The following is a 15,429-nucleotide window of genomic DNA, read 5'->3' on the forward strand; positions in this document are numbered from 1 at the left end:
GGATGCGGCCAGGATCGTCTTCGCGCGCTCCATGCTAGAGGCTCACCGCGGCGCCGCCCGTGATGGCTCGGTCACCTTCGCCGGACCTTCACCCCGGCTCTCCGACCTGCCCCCGGGCCGCTGTCGGCTTACCCTTTCGCCATGACCTTCAACCCCAACGCGGAGATCCGCTCGAACAACGTCGCCCGGGCCGGGGGCGGGGGCGGCGGCTTCCGGCCGCGCGGCGGCGGGGGCGGGCGGCGCGGCGGGAGCGGGCTGAAGATCGGCGGCACCGGCGGCTGCCTGCTGCTGGTGGTGCTGGTCGTCCTGACCCTGATGGGCGTGATCCCGTCGGACCTGCTGCGCGGCCTGTCCGGTCAGCAGGGCCCGGTCGCCGAGGGCGGGTCCCTGGACCACTGCCTGACCGGCGCCGAGGCCAACGAGAGGGACGACTGCCTGGTGCAGGCGACCGTCGAGTCCGGCGACTCGCTGTGGTCGCAGCTGGGACCGGCCGCGGGCCTCGACTTCGTCGAGCCGCAGGGTCGGATCTTCGACGGCTCCGTCCAGACCGGCTGCGGTGCGGCCACCGCGGACGTCGGCCCCTTCTACTGCCCGGCCGACATGACGCTCTACGTGGACGTGTCCTTCTTCGACTCGCTGTCCTCGCAGTACGGGGCCGACGGCGGCCAGCTGGCCAAGATGTACGTGGTCGCCCACGAGTACGGCCACCACATCCAGTACCTCTCCGGCGCGATGGAGCGCGCGGACCGCGGTCAGACCGGGCCGCAGTCCGACGGGGTGCGTCTCGAGCTGCAGGCCGACTGCTACGCGGGGGTGTGGGCCCACCACGCCGCGAACACCACCGACGACGCGGGCAACGCGATGCTGTCCCCGCTGACGAGCGAGGACATCGAGTCCGCGCTCTCCGCGGCCAGCGCGGTGGGCGACGACCACATCCAGGGCGAGGTGGCCGGCGGACAGGTCCGGCCGGAGACGTGGACCCACGGCTCCTCCGAGCAGCGTCGCAGCTGGTTCACCACCGGCTATGAGCAGGGCACCGTCGAGGCCTGCGACACCTTCGGCGCCGACCGGGTCTGACCGGTTCCCCGGCGGCGGGCCGGTGGTCCCCCGACGGGGGTGCGCCGGGGAGCCGGGCTCAGATCTCCAGCTCGGAGATGTCGTACGCCGCCAGGTAGCGGTGGCCCGCCGCCTCGACGGCCGCGCGGGAGGCGTCGGCGCGATGGACGATCACGGCCACCGCGGCGATGTCTGCGCCCGCCTGGCTCAGCGCCTCGCAGGCGGTCAGCACGCTGCCGCCGGTGGTGGAGGTGTCCTCGACGGCCACCACCCGGCGCCCGGCGACCTCGGGGCCCTCGATGCGTCGCTGCAGTCCGTGGGCCTTGTTCGCCTTGCGCACCACGAAGGCGTTCAGCGACGCGAGCGCGGGGTCCGCAGCGGAGGCGTGCAGGATCGAGGTCGCGACCGGGTCGGCGCCCAGGGTCAGTCCGCCCACGGCCTCGATCCCGGGCACCAGGCCCTCGCGCTGCAGCAGGTCCAGCATCACCCGGCCCACCAGCGGGGCGGCCTCGTGGTGGAGGGTGATGCGGCGCAGGTCCACGTAGTGGTCCGCCTCCGCGCCGGAGGAGAGGACGACGCGACCGCGCACCACCGCGAGATCGCGGATCAGAACGCGCAGGCGCTCGCGGGCGTCCTGGATCGGGAGGGACAGGGCGGGAGCGGTGCGGGCGTGCGGCATGCGGCCAGGGTAATCGACCCCGTCGCGGCGGCCGTCGGCAGCGGACACCGGTGGCGGCGCGGCACCTACCCCTCGTCGTCGCGCTGCCAGGGGGCGTGGAGGTTGCGCCGGGAGGCGCGCCGCTGGGAGCGCTGCACGGAGCGCGCCTGCAGGCGCCGGTACCAGTTCGGGGAGGTCATCGCGCGCACCAGCGGGCGCGGGGCCACCCGGGAGAACTCCCCGGCGGTGCGGTACTTGACCGAGGGGATCGACAGCACCGCCCCCTTGGCGGTGTCCTTGAGCGCCTGCTCGACGACGTACGGCGCCTTCAGCCAGGTGATCCGCGGCAGACCGTCCATGGTCATCGACGCGCGCTCATGGAACTCGGTCTGCACGAAGCCGGGCAGCAGGGCGGTGGCACTGACCCCGGTGCCCTTGAGCTCCATCGCCAACGACTCCGTGAACACGGTGACCCAGCTCTTGGAGGCCGCGTAGGGGCCGGCCGTGGTGTACCCGGCCAGCGAGCTGACGTTGAGGATGGCCCCGCGGCGGCGCTGGATCATGGTGCGGGCGGCGGCATGGGAGAGCACCAGCACCGCCTTCATCAGGGTGTCCATCTGCTTCTCGTGGTCCTCGACGCCGATCTCGAGGAAGCCGCCGCGCAGACCGTAGCCGGCGTTGTTGACCAGCAGGTCCACCGGCTCCACGGGATCGGTGAGCCGGACCGCGACGCGTTCGAGCTGCCCGCGGTCGGAGAGATCGGCGGGCAGGACCTCGACGGCGACGTCGTGCACGTCGCGGATCTGCTCGGCGACCGCGCGCAGGCGGTCCTGATCGCGGGAGACCAGGACGAGGTCGTGCCCGGTGCCCGCGAGCTGCCAGGCGAACTCGAGGCCCAATCCGGAGGTCGAGCCGGTGACGAGTGCGCGCGCCATGGCCCGAGTTTACGCCCGTCCGGGCTCCGGGCGGGCCGCTTCGGTCCCCCGTAGGATCGGCCCATGCGCATCGCGACCTGGAACATCAACTCACTGCGGGCCCGGATGGATCGGGTGCTCGCCTTCCTCGAGCGGCACGACGTCGACGTGCTCGCGCTCCAGGAGATCAAGGCCAAGCCCCAGCAGCTGGACCTGACGGCCCTGCAGAGCGCCGGGTACGAGGTCGCCGCGCACGGCCTGAACCAGTGGAACGGGGTGGCGCTGATCTCCCGGGTGGGCCTGAGCGACGTGCGCACCGAGCTGCCCGGCGTGCCCAGCTGGCCCGAGGACGAGACCGGGGTGGTCGAGGCCCGCGCGCTCGGCGGCGTGGTCGGCGACGGCCTGCGGATCTGGTCGCTGTACGTGCCCAACGGGCGCGAGCTCGGCCATCCCCACTACGACTACAAGCTGCGCTGGCTCGAGGCGCTGCGCGCCGAGGGCGCTCGTGAGCTGGCCGGGGACCCAAAGGCCCGCTCCGTGCTGGTGGGAGATTTCAACGTCGCCCCGCTCGACGAGGACGTGTGGGACGTGACGGTCTTCGAGGGCAGCACCCACGTCACCGAGCCCGAGCGCGCCGCCTTCCGGGCCGTGGTGGACGCCGGCTACGCGGACGTGGTGCGCCCGGACCACCCGGGCCCCGGGGTCTACACCTACTGGGACTACCAGCAGCTGCGGTTCCCGAAGCGGGAGGGCATGCGGATCGACTTCGTGCTCGCCTCGCCCGCGGTGCAGTCCGCGGTGACGGGCTCGTTCATCGACCGTGAGGAGCGCAAGGGCAAGGGCGCCTCGGACCATGCACCCGTGGTGGTCGATCTGGAGTTCTGAGCGGTACCGGGGGCGCGACCGGTCCAGGATCCGGGCGGCCCGTCCCCGGCGTGACCTCGCACGCCGGCGGGTCTCCGCGTCGAGCGGGTCTCCGCGCCGGGCAGTGCTCCGCACACAGAAGGAGCGGCGTCGCGATCTCTCGCGGCGCCGCTCCGGACGAGCCTCTGCATCGGGATCAGGCGTACACGTGAAGCAGTTGCGGTGGCGCTTTCGACGCCTCGCAACCGGTCCGTTGCGGGGACCAGTCGTACGTGGGTTCCGATGCCGGTATTCGTCGTTGTGCAGATCACATTACGCGCATCGTGAGGGGCGCGCAAGGACCTCGGTCCCGCTGACGGTTCCTCCCCACGGAGCGTCTGTCCACCGCGGAGCGGGGCGCTCTGGGCGGCGGTGACGACCCCGGTCACGATGTCCGCATGACCAGCGCACCCCTTCCCGCCGACGCCGGCGCGACCGCCGTGGGCCTGGCCGACAGCGCGCAGCTGCGCGCCTCGGCCGGGCCCGCCGGCCCGTTCATACGGCGTCGGGCCAGTCGCTTCCCGGGCGCCGGGGTCTCGTCGCCCGGCGCGGGAGCGGGCCGGCGTCCGCTGGTGCGCTGGGTCGGAGCCGATCGCACCCTGCGGGCGCTGGTGGCGGATCATGCCACCGCGGTCGGGATGGACCTTGCCGACGACGCCGCCGGCGGCCCCGCGGTCTGCGTGGTGACCGATGCCGACGCGCTCGTGGCCGGCGCCGTGATGCTCGCCGCCGGCGGCGCGCCGCTGCTCGTCGTCACGGCCGACCCCGAGGTGCCGGCCGCTGCCTGGCGCAGCGCCCTCGAGGCCGGTGCCCGCAGCGTCCTGCCCCTCCCGGGCGGTTCGGAGGAGCTGCTCTCCCGACTGGCGGAGCTCGCCCGCCCCCGCGCCGCCTCCGTCCTGCTCGGGGTGGTCGGGGGCTGCGGCGGGGCGGGGGCCTCCAGCTTCGCGGCGCGGCTCGCCGCCGCCGCGCGGCTCCACGGGCCGGTGACGCTGGTGGATGCCGACCCGCTGGGCGGCGGCCTGGACCTGCTGGTCGAGGCCCCGGGCGCGGACGGCATCGGCTGGGCCGACACCGCCGGGCTCGGTCCGGACGACGGGGAGGCGCTGCGCGACGGCCTGCCGCAGGTGGACGGGGTCTCCCTGCTGGCGGCCCGCGACCTCACCGGGCCGGGTCCGCGCCGCCTGTCGTCCGTGCTCTCGGCGCTGTCGCCGCTGGGCGGGACGGTGGTGGTGGACCTCGGGGTCGAGCTGGTCCCGGCCGCTGCGGAGCACCTCGACCACCTGCTCGTGGTCGTCCCCTCCACCGATCACGCGGTACGGGCCGCCGCGCGGCGACTGCACTCCTGGCAGCTCGGCGAGGCACGAGTGCAGGTGGTGGTGCGGTGCACCGGACCGTTGCGCCCGGCGGAGGTCGGCGCGGACCTGGCTCTGCCCCTCGCCGCCGCCTTCCGCGACAGCCGCCCCGGCACCGTCCCGCTGCTGGACGTGCGCCGCGGCGGCGCGGACCGTGGCGCACGCACCCTGCTCAGCACCCTCACCGGGCCGGGCCGGTCATGACCGCCACGCACCGCCCTGCGTTCGACGAGGACCTCGCCCCGCTGCTGGAGCTGCTGCGCGAGGACCTGGTGCGCTCCCCCGGCGCGGTCGATGTGCCCCGCGTGGTGCGGGTGCTGCGCCGCCAGGGCCGGGTGCTCGGCGCCGCGGCGACCCTCGAGCTGACGGCCCGGCTGCGCGATCACGTCGACGGGCTCGGACCCCTGCAGGCGCTGATCGCCCCCGGGGTGACGGACCTGCTGGTCAACGACGACGGCGCGGTGTGGGTCGACGACCCCGACGGACTGCGCCGGGCCGGCGTCCGGCTGCGGCCCGGCGAGGCGCGGGAGCTGGCCGTGCGGCTCGCGACCGTCGGCGGCCGCCGCCTGGACGACGCGGTGCCCTGGGCCGATGCGCATCTGCCGACCGGCATCCGCTTCCATGCCGTGCTGCCCCCGCTGTCCCCCGGGGGGACGATCATCTCGCTGCGGCTGCCGGCCACCCGCCGCCTCAGCCTCGACGACCTCGAGCAGCTGGGGGCGATCGAGCCCACCTCGCGGGCCGTGCTGCAGGCGATCATCATCTCCCGCCTGCCCTTCCTGGTCACCGGGGGCACCGGCACCGGCAAATCGACCCTGCTGGCCGCCATGCTGCGCGAGGCTCCTCCCGGCGAGCGCATCGTCGTGGTCGAGGACGTGCTCGAGCTCGCCGTCGATCACCCCCACGTCGTCCACCTGCAGTCCCGGCACGCCAACAGCGAGGGGGCGGGCGCGGTGGACCTCACCGCCCTGGTGCGGCAGAGCCTGCGGATGCGCCCGGACCGGATCGTGCTCGGCGAGTGCCGCGGGGCGGAGATCCGGGAGCTGCTGCAGGCGCTGAACACGGGCCATGAGGGCGGCTGCGGCACCGTCCATGCGAACGCCGCCCGCGACGTCCCCGCCCGCCTGGAGGCCCTGGGCGCCCTCGGCGGGCTGGGCCGTGCGGCGCTCGCCGCCCAGGTCGCAAGCGCTCTCGAGGTGGTCGTGCACCTCGGGCGCCGGGACGGGGTGCGGGCCCTGGAGGAGATCGCCCTGCTGCGCCGCGGCGAGGACGGGATGCTGCAGGCCGAGACCGCGCTGCGGCTCTGGGACGGGCACCTCGCGGAGGGCCCGGCGGCCGCCGCCCTCACCGCCCGGATCGGCCGGGCCGCCCCCGCTCCCCCGTCCGCGGGCGGCGCCTCGCAGCCCCGCGCCCTGCGGCGGAGGTCGGCATGATCCTCGCCGCCCTGCCCCTCGCCCTGCTGCTGGCCTGGGTCCTCGCCGCCCCGCCCGTGCCCGCCCCGCCCCCGCCGCGGGCACGCCGCCCTCGACGCCTCGCGGTCGGACCCCTCGAGGTGGCCCGGCTGATAGAACAGCTGGCCACGGTGATCAGCTCCGGCTCGGGGATCCGCCCGGCCTGGGCCGCGGTGGCGCGCACCCTGCCCGACGGCGACCTGCGCGATCTGGCCCGGGCCGCCGCAGCGGGCTCCGATCCGCGCCGGAGCGCCGCCGGCCCCCTCCACGACTCGCAGATGGTCAGCTCCCTCGGCGCGGCCCTGACCGTGTGCGAGCGGACCGGGGCGCCGACGGCGGCGATGCTGCAGACCCTGGCGGAGGCCCTGCGCGATCTGCACGATGCCGCGCAGGCCCGTCGCAGCGCCTTCGCCGGCCCTCGCTCCACCGCCCGGATCCTGCTGGTGCTGCCGGTGGCCGGACTCGGTCTGGGGATGCTGCTGGGCGGGGACCCGCTGCGGCTGCTGACCTCCTCCGGCGCCGGACGCCTGCTGGGCCTGACCGGCATCGCGCTGACCCTCCTCGGATGGTGGTGGATGCGGCGCCTGATCCACCGGGCGGACCCTCCCCGCCCCTCGCGCGTGGACCCCTCGGTGGTGCTCGAGCTGATCGCCGGGGCACTCGAGTCGGGGCTGCCGCTGTCCCGCGCCGTGGCCGCCGTCGCCCCCTCCCTGCCCGCCGGAAGCGACGCCGCGGCGCTCGCCCGGCTCTCCACCGCCCTCGAGGCCGGCGTGCCCGCCTCCCTCGCGACAGCGGGCCTTCCGCCCGGGCTGGCGGCGCTCGGCGACTCCGCGCTGCTGGCCGAGACCACCGGGGCGGACCTGGCCCGGGTGCTGCGCTCGGCCGCGCGGGACGCCCGCCGGGGACGCGCCCGCGACGCCGAGGTGCTCGCGGCGCAGCTCGCGGTCCGCCTGGTGCTGCCCACCGGGCTGACCCTGCTGCCGGCCTTCGTGGTGCTCGGCATCATCCCCACGGTGATGTCGCTGCTCGGCGGCACCCTCTCGCTCGCCTCCGGCGGGGGGTGAGGTGACGGACCACCGGGTCCCACCCGGTGCGCCGGCCGCTTCCCGGGCCGGCGTTCGGCGGCTGCGGCTGCCACAGCGGGGCGGCGGACGCCGTCCCGGCCGAAGCGGCTGCGGCCGCGAGCGGGCGGCGAGCGCCGTCCTCGACCCGAAGGAGAACACCATGTCCCACACCAGGCACCGACTGCACCGGGCCCTCGAGCGGGTGATGCGCGACGAGACCGGCGCCTCCACCGCCGAGTACGCCATCACGGTGCTCGCCGCCTGCGGCTTCGCCGCCGTCCTGGTCGCCCTGCTGGCCTCCGGTCAGGTGCGTGCGCTGCTGCTGCAGATCATCACCTCGGCCCTGTCGATGGGGTCGTGATGACGCGGTCCGCCCGGTCGTCCCGACTCCGGGACGACCGGGGGTCCGCCACCGCCGAGACCGCGATCGTGCTGCCGGTGGTGGTGGTGATGGTGGTGGTCGTGCTGCTGACCGGGGCGGGCCTGAGCACCCAGGTGCGGCTCGAGAGCGCAGCGCGCGGCGCCGCCCGGGAGCTCGCCCGCGGCGAGGACGACGCCACCGCCACCGCCATCGCCCAGCGGATCGGCGGCGAGGGCACCGCCGTGCGGATCTCCTCCCAGGGGACCTGGGTGCGGGTCGAGGTCGCGCGCACCCTCCGCGCCCCGTCGGGCCCGCTGTCCGGCGCCGCCTGGGAGCTCACGGCCGACGCCGAAGCGCGGCGCGAACCGCATCTGCTGGTCGGCGTCGCACCATGAGCACCTCCGCCGCCTCGGTGCTGGCATGGACCGGCGCCGCCACCGCGGTGATCGCGGGCCTGTCCCTGCTGGGCACCGGCGCGATCGCCCAGTCCCGTGCCGCCACCGCGGCCGACCTCGCCGCCCTCGCCGGAGCCGACGCCCTCGCCGCCGCGCACGGCCGGCCCTGCGCCGTGGCCGTCGAGGCCGCCGCCCGCAACGGGGCGCAGGTGGTCACCTGCGAGCAGCGGGAGTGGGACGTGCTGGTGAGCGTCCGGGTCGAGGCCGCCCCGCTGCCGCCGGCGACGGCGCGCTCCCGCGCGGGACCCGGCCCGACGCAGCCGTGAGGCTCACCCGGTGCTCGGGCGCGGCCCTGCCGCCTCAGCGTCCCGCGCCGCCCGGATCGGTCGGCGCCGGGCCCGGCGCGGCGTCCGGCCGTCCCGGCGGCGCTGCCGGCTCCATCGGCTCCGTCGGCTCCGCCGGCTGCGTCGGTTGCGTCGGCTCTGACGCTCCCCCGGGACTCTCACCTGGTGGCGTCCGCGCCTCCGCGCCGGGGGCGGTCGGGGCGACCGCGAGGAGCGGCCCCCGCGCTCGCCGGGCCGACCACGCCGTCACCCGTTCGAGCGGGCCGCGGCCCCGGAACGCCGACCACGCCAAGCACAGCGCGATCAGGACGGCGCTCATCAGCAGCCAGGCCAGGTTGCTGGCCATCCAGCCACCGGGCCCGAGCAGCGCGAAGAGGGCCAGGACATGAGCCGAGTACGCGGTCAAGGGCATCGCCCCGAGGGCCGACAGCGGCAGCAGCAGCCACCGCAGCGGCCGCGCCACCAGCAGCAGCACGCCGATCACGAGCATCGAGAGCCCGGCGGAGCGGATGATCTCGACGGTGGAGCCCGAATGCGCGTCGGGCGAGACCAGCGAGCTGGCGATCATCCACCACGGGTCCATCAGCCCCAGCTGCTCCGGGTAGGTCTCCCAGCCCGCGCTCTCCCCCTCGAGCTGCCAGGAGGACTCCTCCCCCATCCACTTCTGCGCGTACCCGGGCGGCTCGCAGTAGACGGTGGGGTCCCCCGGGTACGGCGGATAGCAGACCATGCCGGTGATGTCGACCTGCTCGGCCGGGACCATCTCGTCGTACTCCTCGACCCAGGACGAGGAGTCCGTGCCCGCGCCGGAGGAGACGCTGGAGTCCCAGGACGAGCTGCTGCCCGGGAACGAGGGCAGCAGCGAGAACGAGAGCGCGGCGAGCATCCCCACGATCGTCCCGACGACCGCGAGCCCCGCCCCGACCCCCGCGATCGCGGCCGCGACGTGGCGCCGCTCCAGAGGCAGCCTGCCCAGCGCCATCCCCACCAGCATCAGCGGGGCCCAGGCGGTGAACCGGTAGACGCCGATCAGCACCAGGTAGGCACCCTCCCCCGCGACGCCGAGCGAGAGCACCTCGGCGACGGTGACCACGAGCGGTCCGACCAGGGCGATGAGGGCCGCCAGCAGGATCAGCCGGCTCGGTCGCAGGCGGAGCACCGGCATCGCGGCGACGTACATGATCCCGTAGAAGGCCAGGATCACCGCGACGCCGGTCCCGAGCATCTCCAGCATCAGCCCGATGACGAAGATCGTGGCGCCGCGTCCCAGCAGCCCGAGCCGCAGTCCGGGCAGCTCGGCGGGCTCGGGCAGCCGGGTCCGGCCCGTCATCAGGGCGATAGAGATGCCTGCGAGCACGGCGAACAGCAGCGAGGAATGGCCGTGCACCACCGAGAGGTAGCTCAGCGGAGCGCTCGGGTCGAAGGGCGGGATGTTCCCGACGTGCGCGCCGATCATGCCCAGGATCGCGAGCGCCCGGGCCGCGTCCAGGGCGTTGATCCGCGGCGGGGAGACCAGGCGCCGCAGGCGCTCACCGGGGCCGGGCCCCGGTGCGGGGGCCTCCACGATCGATCGATCCACGACGGCACTGCTCATCTGCGGCTCCTTCGCCCCGGGGCGGCCCACCGGCCGCACTCGTCCCCGGGATCCGGAGAACTCCCTGAGTGTGAGGCCGCGCAGCCGCTCCGCGGCCCCCGACGCGGTCACAGTTGCATCACACTGCGGGGCTCGATGCCGTTCCGCTCGCGCCGGGCTCCTCGGGACGCAGCAGGGCCAGCAGCCGTGCCGCCTGCGCCTTGGACAGCGGCTCGTTGCCGTTGCCGCACTTCGGGGAGACCACGCAGGCGGGGCAACCCGCCTCGCAGCCGCATTCGGCGATCATGTCGGCGGTCGCCCGCACCCACGCGGCGGCGTCGTCGGCCCCCCGCTCAGCGAAGCCGGCCCCGCCGGGCGCGCCGTCGTAGACGAAGATCGTGGGCTCGCCGGTGTCCTCGTGCTGCGCGGCAGACAGTCCGCCGATGTCCCAGCGGTCGCAGGTCGCCAGCAGCGGCAGCATCGAGATGGCGGCGTGCTCGGCGGCGTGCAGCGCGCCGGGCAGCTCCTCGCCGGGGATCTGGGCGGCGTCGGTGGTCCGCTGCGGGATGACCCACCACACGGCCTTGGTGGTCAGGGTGCGCGGGGGCAGGTCGAGCGGATGCTGGGCGAGCACGGCCTGGGTGAACACGTCGCGCACCTGGTAGCCGGTGACCTGGTCGGTGACGTCCACGGTACCGAAGCACAGCTGCACGCCGCCGGACCATCCCACCTCCCGGTCCAGCTGGCGGATCCGCAGCGTGGAGGCGGTCTGGGGGTGGGTGGAGTGCAGCGGGTCCTCGCGGTGCACGAACGCGACCGCCTGCTCCACGTCGAGATGGTCGACCACGTAGCTGGTGCCCTGGTGGAGGTAGACGGCGCCGTCGTGCACCTGGGTGTGCGCGCTGCCGGCATCGACCGTGCCCAGCAGCGCCCCGCTGCTGCCCTCGACGATCCGCACCGGCTCGCCGCCGCTGCCGCGCAGGTCCGTGAGGTCGTGGGCCGATTCGCTCAGGGTCCAGTACCAGCCGGTGGGCCGGGACCGCAGCACGCCGCGGGCGGCCAGGGTGGTCAGCAGCTCCCGGGCGGTGGGCCCGAAGATCTCCTCCTCGCCGTCGCGGATGGCGAGCTCGGAGGCGGCGGCGCACAGGTGCGGGGTCATCACGTACGGGTTCGCGGGGTCGAAGACGGAGGCCTCCACCTCGGCGCCGAACACCGTCTCGGGGTGATGGACCACGTAGGTGTCCAGCGGGTCCTCGCGGGCCACGAACAGCGCGAGCGCGCCGCCGTCCGCGGCCTGGCGGCGGCCGGCGCGGCCGAACTGCTGCCACAGCGAGGCGCGGGTGCCGGGCCATCCGGCCACCACCACCGCGTCCAGGCCCGCGATGTCGATGCCCAGTTCGAGGGCGTTGGTGGAGGCCAGGGCCTTGAGCTCCCCGGAGCGCAGCGCGTCCTCCAGGCCGCGCCGCTCCCGGGCCAGGTAGCCGCCGCGGTAGGCCGCGATCCGCCCCGCCTGGTCGGCGAGCTCGGGGGCGAAGGTGTGCTCGGCCTTCTGCGTCAGCAGCCGCCGGGCCCCGCCCGCGACCAGCTCGGCGCCGCGGCGGGAGCGGGCGAAGACGAGGGTCTGGACGTCGCGCTCGACGAGGTCGGCCAGCAGCGCGGCGGCCTCGCTGGTCGCGGAGCGGCGCAGCGGATCCTCGACCCGCGTCCGCCCCGCGTCGTCCGCGTCCTCCGGCCCGGCTCCCGGTCCGGCGCCCGTCGGCCCGGGACCGGATCCGGCGGGCACCCGGTCCGCCGCCCCCGCCGCCGCGTCCCCGCGGCCGTCGACCCGGGTCCGGGTGCCGGGCTCCCAGAGGCCGATCGTCAGCCCCGCTCGCGGGGAGCCGTCCTCGGTGACCGCCTCGACGTCCTGCCCGATGAGGCGGGAGGCCGACAGCTCCGGGGTGCCGGTGGTCGCCGAGGCGAGGATGAAGGTGGGCTCGGCCCGGTAGTGGGCGGCGATCCTCCGCAGTCGCCGCATCACCATCGCGACGTGGCTGCCGAAGACCCCGCGGTAGCTGTGGCACTCGTCGATCACCACGTAGCGCAGGGCCCGGAAGAAGTGGGCCCACTGCTCGTGGCCGGGGAGGATCCCGAAGTGGAGCATGTCCGGGTTGGTGAGCACCACGGTGCCGTGCCGGCGCACCCAGCGCCGCTGCTCGGAGGGGGTATCGCCGTCGTAGACCGCGACCCGGGCGTCCCGGATCCCGGCGCCGTCGGCCATCGCGGCGATGTTGGTGAGCTGGTCCGCGGCGAGCGCCTTGGTGGGCGAGAGGTAGAGCGCGGTGGCCCGCCGCGCCTCGGGGTCGAGCTCCCGGGCGCCGATCGCGGTCAGCAGCGGCAGCAGGTAGGCCAGGGACTTGCCGGAGGCGGTGGCGGTGGCGAGCACCACGTGCTGCCCGCCATGGGCCAGCCGCGCCGCCTGCTCCTGATGGATCCAGGGGGCCGTGATCCCGCGCTCGGCCAGGTGCGCGACCAGGCGCGGATCGGTCCACTCCGGGAAGCTGCCGGCCCGCCCGGCCCGGGCGGGCCGCTGCTCGATGTGGGTGAGGCAGGTGCGGCGGGTCAGCGGCTGCGTGAGGTCGGCCAGGAGATCGGCCGCTCTGCCTGCCCGCATCCGCTCCTCGATCCCTGCGCAGTTCCCGCACCCGGCGCGCCGTTCGGCACCAGGTCGCTGGGGCACAATCGTAGCCATGCCCACCGACACGATCCCGGCGGCCCCGCGCGCGCTGCCCGCGGAGATCGCCGCCCTGCGCGAGGACCTCACCGCCGGCCGCTACCGGGTCGCGGTCACCGAGGAGCTGCTGGGCCCGGTCGCCGTGGACGCCCTGCGCCGCGAGAACCCGATCCCCGCCCGCCGCGTGCTGGAGCCCCTGACGGACCCGGCGGCGGTGCTGCTGCGCCTGTTCACCCTGGGCGCCGAGGTGCCGCGCGCCCAGGTGGAGGCCGCGCTGCCCGCACTCGGGGTCGACGGGGCGCTGCGGCTGGGGCTGCTGGGCCCGGCCGGCGGGGCCGAGCACGGGCAGGGCCCGGGCGGTGCAGGACCCGCCACCCCGCTGCGGGCGCTGGTGAGCCTGGCCCCGTACGCGGCGAGCGACGACGCCGGGGACATCGACTGGTGGATCGCCTCGGACCTGCCCGAGATCGCCACCGGGGGCGCCCTGGACGCCGAGCACGTGCTCGGGGTGGGCGGGGCCTCGCTGACCCTGGCCCGGATCACCCCGCGCGAGCAGGTGCGGCGGGTGCTGGACCTGGGCTGCGGCGGCGGGATCCAGGCGCTGCACGCCGCCCGCCACGGCCAGCAGGTGGTCGCCACCGACCTCTCCGAGCGGGCGTTGGCCTTCGCCGCCTTCACCGCGGCCCTGAACGCCACCGAGCTCGAGCTGCGACAGGGCTCCCTGCTGGAACCCGTGGCCGGCGAGACCTTCGACCTGATCGTCTCCAACCCTCCCTTCGTCATCACTCCCCGCACGGGCCCCGGCGAGCAGACCACCTGGACCTACCGCGACGGCGGCCGCGCGGGCGACTCCCTGCTGGCCGAGCTGCTGGGCGACCTGCCCGCCCACCTCGCCCCCGGCGGCAGCGCGGTCCTGCTGGGCAACTGGGAGATCTCCCGTGACGCCGCCTGGGACGCCCATCCGCGCGCCTGGCTCGCACCGGTCACCGCCGCCGGGGTGGACGCCTGGGCGATCCAGCGCGAGCGGACGGACCCCGCGCAGTACGCGGAGACCTGGGTCCGCGACGGCGGCGTCACCGACCGCGACCCCCGCTGGCCCGGCCTGATCGGGGCCTGGCTCGACGACTTCGAGGCCCGCGACGTGGAGGCGATCGGCTTCGGGTACCTGCTGCTGCGCCGCCCCGAGCATCCCGCCGCCCGGCCCGGAGTGCTGCGCACCGAGCAGGCCACCGGCACCGGCAGCGGCACCCTCGCCGCCCATCTCGCCCAGGGCCTGCGCGCCCTGGACGCGCTCGCGGACCTCACCGACGACGCCCTCGCCGCCCTGCGTCCGGTGCGGGCGGCCGACGTGGTCGAGCGGCGCCACCTCACCCCCGGGCAGTGGGACCCGATGCTCATCGAGCTGGTCCAGGGCGCCGGCTTCGCCCGCACCGTGCCCGCCGACCAGCTGCTGGCCGCGACCGTCGGCGCCCTGGACGGAACCCTCACCCTGGGCCAGGTGCTGGGGGCGGTCTGCGCCCTCACCGACGCCGACGAGGCGGACGCCCGCGAGCGGGTCCTGCCGCAGCTGCGCGACCTGGTGGTCACCGGGATGGTGACCCTGTGAGCGCGGCGCGGCCCGGCCCCGGCGGGCTCGCCCGCCCGCTGCTGTCCCTGCTGGCCGCGCTGGTGTGCGTCGCGGCCGTCGTGATGCTGGCCCGCACCGCGGTGGGGACCGCGAGCGGGCAGCGTCTGGACCAGCTGACCCTGTCCGGGGCCTCGGCGCACCAGGGGCGGCTGTCGCAGTACGCCGAGCTCGCGGTGGGCACGGTGAGCCTGCCGGTGATCAGCGCCCTGCTCGCCCTCGCCCTGGTGCTGGTGCTGGTGCGGCGGCGCTTCGCCCTGCTGCTCCCGCTCGCCGGCCTGGTGCTGGGCGCGAACCTCACCACCCAGGTGGTCAAGCACCTGCTGGTCACCCGGGAGGCGCTGGGCCCGGGCATCGAGATCACCCCCAACTCCTTCCCCTCCGGGCACACCACCCTCGCGGCGACCGCGATGATCGCCCTGGTCCTCGCGGCCGGCCGGGCCCGTGCGGTCCTCGCCCCGCTCGGGGTGCTGTGGACCACCGCCGCCGGCATCGGCACCCTGGTGGTGGGCTGGCACCGCCCCAGCGACGTCGTCGGCGCGATCGCGGTGGCCGCGGCCTGGACCTTCCTGGTCCTCGCCGTCGACGGCCTCCACACCCGGCGCCGGAACGCCCGGGCCGCCGCTCGCACCGGCCGCGGCCGGCGCCGCCGGGGCGCCCCGGACGCCGACGCGACCGGCCGCGGGAGGGCCTCCCGGGCCGAGCGGGCGGTCGCCCTCCTGCTCGGTCTGGTCGGCCTGGCGGGGCTGGCGCTCGGGGCCGCCGCCCTGTCCGCACTGCAGCTGCCCCTGGACCTCCGCGACGTCGTCCAGCAGCTCGACGCCTTCACCGCCACCAGCGCGCTGATCGGCGGCGGCACCGCCGCCTGGCTCGCGCTGGTGCTCGCGCTGCGCACGCCGATCTCACACGGGACGCCCCCGGGGGACCGTGTACCGTGACTACTCGCCGAGCGCAGAGGATGCGTCCGGTTGATCCCGGCCCACGGCACTCGGCCACGGCGGACGGGCCGCGACGACTCGCG

Annotated in this window: 14 protein-coding genes; 10 read left to right on the forward strand and 4 right to left on the reverse strand. The window is 75.9% G+C overall.

Annotation, left to right across the window (positions count from 1 at the left end; genetic code table 11):
• The first annotated feature begins 141 nt into the window (after positions 1-141).
• Positions 142-1,077, forward strand: coding sequence for a neutral zinc metallopeptidase (locus tag ACOJUI_RS13985; protein ID WP_422115549.1), 936 nt, complete (start codon positions 142-144; stop codon positions 1,075-1,077).
• A gap of 58 nt (positions 1,078-1,135) precedes the next feature.
• Here the strand turns inward: ACOJUI_RS13985 and ACOJUI_RS13990 are convergent, their stop codons facing one another.
• Positions 1,136-1,735, reverse strand: coding sequence for an orotate phosphoribosyltransferase (locus ACOJUI_RS13990; protein ID WP_422115550.1), 600 nt, complete (start codon positions 1,733-1,735; stop codon positions 1,136-1,138).
• A 65-nt stretch (positions 1,736-1,800) separates the two neighbouring features.
• Positions 1,801-2,649: an SDR family NAD(P)-dependent oxidoreductase gene (locus ACOJUI_RS13995; protein ID WP_422115551.1), complete on the reverse strand. Its 849-nt coding sequence runs from the start codon at positions 2,647-2,649 to the stop codon at positions 1,801-1,803.
• Positions 2,650-2,712: 63 nt separating this feature from the next.
• On the opposite strand from ACOJUI_RS13995, the gene ACOJUI_RS14000 reads away from it, so the two are divergent.
• The 7 genes from ACOJUI_RS14000 (at position 2,713) to ACOJUI_RS14030 (ending at position 8,480) form a co-directional block, all read left to right on the forward strand.
• On the forward strand, positions 2,713-3,513 hold the full coding sequence (locus ACOJUI_RS14000; RefSeq protein ID WP_422115552.1) for an exodeoxyribonuclease III: 801 nt from the start codon (positions 2,713-2,715) through the stop codon (positions 3,511-3,513).
• Positions 3,514-3,929: 416 nt separating this feature from the next.
• On the forward strand, positions 3,930-5,087 hold the full coding sequence (locus tag ACOJUI_RS14005) for a hypothetical protein (RefSeq protein ID WP_422115553.1): 1,158 nt from the start codon (positions 3,930-3,932) through the stop codon (positions 5,085-5,087).
• Positions 5,084-6,316, forward strand: a complete 1,233-nt coding sequence (locus ACOJUI_RS14010; RefSeq protein ID WP_422115554.1) for a TadA family conjugal transfer-associated ATPase — start codon at positions 5,084-5,086, stop codon at positions 6,314-6,316. Before ACOJUI_RS14005 ends, ACOJUI_RS14010 begins: the two co-directional genes overlap by 4 nt.
• Positions 6,313-7,398, forward strand: coding sequence for a type II secretion system F family protein (locus tag ACOJUI_RS14015; protein WP_422115555.1), 1,086 nt, complete (start codon positions 6,313-6,315; stop codon positions 7,396-7,398). Before ACOJUI_RS14010 ends, ACOJUI_RS14015 begins: the two co-directional genes overlap by 4 nt.
• Before the next feature lie 160 nt (positions 7,399-7,558).
• Complete coding sequence (locus ACOJUI_RS14020; protein ID WP_422115556.1) at positions 7,559-7,759, forward strand: DUF4244 domain-containing protein; 201 nt, start codon at positions 7,559-7,561, stop codon at positions 7,757-7,759.
• Positions 7,759-8,154: a TadE family type IV pilus minor pilin gene (locus ACOJUI_RS14025; RefSeq protein ID WP_422115557.1), complete on the forward strand. Its 396-nt coding sequence runs from the start codon at positions 7,759-7,761 to the stop codon at positions 8,152-8,154. The genes ACOJUI_RS14020 and ACOJUI_RS14025 overlap by 1 nt, the downstream gene beginning before the upstream one ends.
• On the forward strand, positions 8,151-8,480 hold the full coding sequence (locus ACOJUI_RS14030; RefSeq protein ID WP_422115558.1) for an Rv3654c family TadE-like protein: 330 nt from the start codon (positions 8,151-8,153) through the stop codon (positions 8,478-8,480). Before ACOJUI_RS14025 ends, ACOJUI_RS14030 begins: the two co-directional genes overlap by 4 nt.
• A 34-nt stretch (positions 8,481-8,514) precedes the next feature.
• Here the strand turns inward: ACOJUI_RS14030 and ACOJUI_RS14035 are convergent, their stop codons facing one another.
• Together ACOJUI_RS14035 and ACOJUI_RS14040 are read right to left on the reverse strand one after the other, a co-directional pair.
• Positions 8,515-10,092 carry a heparan-alpha-glucosaminide N-acetyltransferase domain-containing protein gene (locus tag ACOJUI_RS14035; protein ID WP_422115559.1) on the reverse strand — a complete coding sequence of 526 codons (1,578 nt, stop codon included), beginning with the start codon at positions 10,090-10,092 and terminating at the stop codon, positions 8,515-8,517.
• Between the two features lie 118 nt (positions 10,093-10,210).
• Positions 10,211-12,724 (reverse strand): DEAD/DEAH box helicase, encoded by a 2,514-nt coding sequence (locus ACOJUI_RS14040; protein WP_422115560.1) that lies wholly within the window; start codon positions 12,722-12,724, stop codon positions 10,211-10,213.
• Between the two features lie 76 nt (positions 12,725-12,800).
• On the opposite strand from ACOJUI_RS14040, the gene ACOJUI_RS14045 reads away from it, so the two are divergent.
• Together ACOJUI_RS14045 and ACOJUI_RS14050 are read left to right on the forward strand one after the other, a co-directional pair.
• Positions 12,801-14,390, forward strand: a complete 1,590-nt coding sequence (locus tag ACOJUI_RS14045) for a DUF7059 domain-containing protein (RefSeq protein ID WP_422115561.1) — start codon at positions 12,801-12,803, stop codon at positions 14,388-14,390.
• Complete coding sequence (locus ACOJUI_RS14050; protein ID WP_422115562.1) at positions 14,387-15,346, forward strand: phosphatase PAP2 family protein; 960 nt, start codon at positions 14,387-14,389, stop codon at positions 15,344-15,346. Before ACOJUI_RS14045 ends, ACOJUI_RS14050 begins: the two co-directional genes overlap by 4 nt.
• The last annotated feature ends 83 nt before the right edge of the window (positions 15,347-15,429 follow it).

This window comes from Brachybacterium sp. UNK5269 (assembly GCF_049266655.1).
Taxonomy (GTDB): Bacteria; Actinomycetota; Actinomycetes; order Actinomycetales; family Dermabacteraceae; genus Brachybacterium.